General features: G+C 58.1%; 4 protein-coding genes. 3 read left to right on the top strand and 1 reads right to left on the bottom strand.

From position 1 onward, the window contains the following. Positions 1–740 (bottom strand): LysR family transcriptional regulator (locus tag VJR68_RS00485; RefSeq protein WP_324145584.1); only part of this gene is annotated, 740 nt, incomplete at its 3' end. Between the two features lie 281 nt (positions 741–1,021). Here VJR68_RS00485 and VJR68_RS00480 point away from each other — a divergent pair. From VJR68_RS00480 to VJR68_RS00470, 3 genes are all read left to right on the top strand, one after another. Next, complete coding sequence (locus tag VJR68_RS00480) at positions 1,022–1,954, top strand: MBL fold metallo-hydrolase (RefSeq protein ID WP_324145583.1); 933 nt, start codon at positions 1,022–1,024, stop codon at positions 1,952–1,954. A 117-nt stretch (positions 1,955–2,071) separates the two neighbouring features. Beyond that, the gene (locus tag VJR68_RS00475; RefSeq protein WP_324145582.1) at positions 2,072–3,061 is read left to right on the top strand and encodes a zinc-dependent alcohol dehydrogenase family protein; all 990 of its coding nucleotides are present in this window, start codon (positions 2,072–2,074) and stop codon (positions 3,059–3,061) included. Positions 3,062–3,274: 213 nt separating this feature from the next. Further along, positions 3,275–3,810 (top strand): LysE family translocator (locus VJR68_RS00470; RefSeq protein WP_324145581.1); only part of this gene is annotated, 536 nt, incomplete at its 3' end.

The following is a 3,810-nucleotide window of genomic DNA, read 5'->3' as shown; positions in this document are numbered from 1 at the left end:
GGCGGCAGGAGTGCCTTATGCACCAATCCAACCCCCACGCCCGCCATGATCGCTTCACTTAGCATGTGCGAATTGTCGGAGCGCAGCACGGGATTGACCGTCACCGTCTGCTTGGCGCCATCCGTATGGATAAGCGTGAATGTCTCTCCGTTGCGAATGCTTGAGTGCGCAACGTAAGCCAGGGTCGCCAGTTCCGCGGGTGAAGTGGGCCGCCCCACTTTGTCGAGATAGGCAGGTGTCGCGGCGAGGCAGCGTTCGATGGTTCCGATGTTTCTCGCAATTACATTGAGGTCGTTGACCGCCCCCAGCCTGATCGCCAGATCGAAGCCTTCCGCCGCGACGTCCACGAACCGATCCGAGAGCGAAATGTCGAGCCGGACATCCGGATAGGCTTGTACGAATTCGAACAGGAAACCACCGAGCAAGCGGGTGCCGAAATTCACCGGTGCACTGATGGCAAGCCTGCCGGACATGGCATTTTCCCGCTCGGCGGCTGACGCATCGGCTTCCTCGAGTGCTTCGAGGACCAGTTTGACATCCGACAGATAACGGGCACCCGCTTCCGTTAGCGCAAAGCGCCGGGTTGTTCGATCAATCAGGCGAACGCCTAGATGCGCTTCCAGCATGCGTACCTGTTGGCTTACGGCGGATTGGCTGCGGCCGAGATCCCGCGCGGTGTCGGAAAAGCTGCCGCTTTCTGCGACGCGGACGAAGTAGGAAATAGCGGTGAAGTGATCCATGGCGTGCAATTTACCTGATTGGCGCCGTATTTCAGCTAGTCCGGTCGCTGCATGTCTTGTCGTCTCCGTGAAGGCCAGTGCCTGGTGATTTTAAAGCGAAAGACGCTGGGCCCTGGCTTTCGCTGCTGCGACGATGTTTCATGCATGGTTCCGCAAATATGTTCTGGATTAGACACGATGCTGATCGGGTCAATTTATAAGCGGAAACGATATGAGATATCAAAAAGCGGCCATTTCAACCGATCATTCGATATGCAAAGCTCGCCAAATCAGTTGAGGCATTGAAGCAACGTAGCCATCCTGGCTACATCTGCGTTACTAACGAAATAAAAGAAAAAATGAAAACACCGAGTTACCAAGCCCCAGCCATCAATCGCATCAAGGTCGGGAAGTTCACCGTCACCATGCTCAGTGACGGTTTTCTGGATGTGAGCTTCGATCTTCTGGGCGGAATCGATGGTGCCCACGCGGAAGCGTTGCTTAAGAAGCGTGGCCTGCCCAGCCTCGCGCGCATGAACGTCAACGTCTACGTCGTCCAGGACGATATGCGCACGATACTGATCGATGGCGGCGCCGGCGGCATCCATGGTTGGGGTGGACGCCTGCCGGTCGCGCTCGCCGCTGCCGGCATAGACCCCTTGCAAATCGACACCATCTTGTTGACCCATGCCCATCCGGATCATGTGGGTGGTTTGGCGGGACCTTTGGCAACGCCGCTCTTTCGCCATGTCGAACGCCTTTTCGTTCATGCGGCGGAGCTGGCATTCTGGAACAACGAGGCTGTCCGACTCGCAGCATCCCCTGGCTTTCAACCGTTTTTCGATGTGGCCAGGAATGTATTCAGGGCCTATGAATCACAGCTGGTGCCGTTCTCGAACGACGATGTGCTGCCTGGTATCCAGGCCGTGCCACTGCCGGGCCATACGCCCGGACACACAGGCTACTTGATTGCTGACGGTGGGCAGTCGCTGTTGGTGTGGGGAGATATCGTTCACTTTCCCCATATCCAGGTCGAACACCCCGAGGTCACCATTGCCTTCGACAACACGCCCGATCAGGCGACGGCTACGCGGCGCAAGATCCTTGATCGAGTGAGCCATGATGGCTTGCTTGTTACAGGCATGCACTTCAATTTGCCTGCGGGGGCGCGAATCGAGCGCCATGGCAAGGCGTTCGTCATGAACTATGAAGCTTGGTCGCCTGCATTGGCGTGATGCTTCAAGCTGTTCTCTCCGTGCCAATGCGTCGCGGGAACATTGCTAAATAGCTGATGCAGGTCATGGGCGATGCATTGCCAGTGGCGCCCCCATCCATCCAGACGGAATAGATCCATGTCCAAGGTTGTTCGTTTTCATTGTGTGGGCGATGCAGAGGTCTTGCAGTTTGATGATGTATCCGTCCCGGCGCCCCGGCACGACGAGGTGCAAATCAAAGTCAGGGCACTTGGCCTCAACCGCGCGGAGATCATGTATCGCACGGGCCAATACGTGATTGAGCCGATGTTTCCGGCCCAGCTAGGCTACGAAGCATCGGGCGACATCGTGGCGGTTGGGTCAGGGGTAAGCCAGTTCGCGGTCGGCGACCAGGTCAGCGTGATCCCGGCCTTTTCATTCCACGAATACGGCATGTACGGCGAAGTGGTGAATGCGCCGGTGCATGCTGTGGTCAAAAACCCCGACGGCGTCTCCTATGAGGAGGCCGCCGCAACGTGGATGAAGTTCACCACGGCTTATGGCGCCTTGGTGAACATGGGTGGTCTTGCCGAAGGCGACGCGGTATTGCTTGGTGCGGCGTCGAGCAGCCTGGGTTTGGCGGCGATCCAGATAGCCAACATGGTCAAGGCAACACCCATCGCACTGACCAACAGCGCCGGGAAGTTCGATGCGTTGCGCGAAGCGGGGGCGGCCCACGTATTGCTGGGTAGCGATCCCCATCTGGTTGAACGCGTTATGGAAATAACGAAAGGAAAAGGTGCGCGCATCGCCTTTGACCCGGTGGGCGGCCCCCATGCGCGTTCCCTCATACAGGCGCTGTCGTTTGAAGGCATTTTCTACCAATATGGCGCGCTCGACTCGCGCGATATTCCGGTGCCGGTGATGGATGTTCTCTCCAGGCACTTGATGTTGCGCGGTTATGAGTTGTTCGAGATTACGAAGGACAGCAAGAGGATCGAACAGGCCAAGGAGTTCATTACGCGGGGCTTGTCGTCGAAAGCGCTTCGGCCTGTCATCGATCGGGTTTTTCACTTCGATGAGATGGTCCAAGCGCATCGCTATATGGAAGCCGGCAATCAGATTGGCAAGATTGTCGTTCGTCTCTAGTCACGCATCGCGCATCCGCCCCTGCCATAGCTGACTTGCCCGAGGCGGATCAGCAGGCTGAGCGGATCATGGAGGGAGCATGACGGGCATGCGACTCATGCGCGCCATTTGCCGCCGGCCTGCCGAGCATCGGCCTCAAGCGCGCATTGCCTGGAGACACCTGCACGCGCGCAGAATGTGGCACGATGACCTCCCCGCCGGAGGAGTCGCGAGATGTTCGAGCTTTCCACCTTGGCTACCTTCGTCGCGGTCGTACTGGGGTTGTTCTTGATCCCGGGGCCCGCGGTTCTGCTGGTGTTGACGCGCACGATGCAGGGTGGCCGCAAGACCGGCATTTTGACGGGGTTAGGTATCGCGAGCGGCGATTTCGTGCATACCTTGGCGGCGGCAGTGGGGCTTTCTGCCTTGCTGATGACATCCGCGCTTGCGTTCAACGTGGTGAAGTTGATCGGTGCGGGTTATCTCATCTATCTGGGCATCAAAGCCTTGCGTGCGCCGCCCGCGGACCCGACCCTGCCGAAGGTACCATCGGTGTCGGCAGCGAAGGCTTTCTGGCAGGCCATTCCAGCGGAAGTATTGAACCCGAAGACCGCGTTGTTCTTTCTGGCGTTCCTGCCGCAATTTGTGCACCCCGAGCGCGGCTCAACGTTCGTGCAGTTTACGGTGCTAGGCCTAATCTTTGTCGTGCTCAGCGCTGCCTACACGACGCTGATCGTGATCTCGATACGCCCGCTGGCGCATATCGTCAA

The organism is Dyella sp., from assembly GCF_035277725.1.
Classification (GTDB): Bacteria; Pseudomonadota; Gammaproteobacteria; order Xanthomonadales; family Rhodanobacteraceae; genus Dyella_B.
Note: the sequence above shows the minus strand (reverse complement) of the source record. Positions and strands in the feature narration are given on the sequence as shown.

Excerpts from the sequence above, each read along its gene's own strand:
- VJR68_RS00475 (WP_324145582.1), top strand. The coding sequence starts at position 2,072 with ATGTCCAAGGTTGTTCGTTTTCATTGTGTGGGCGATGCAGAGGTCTTG.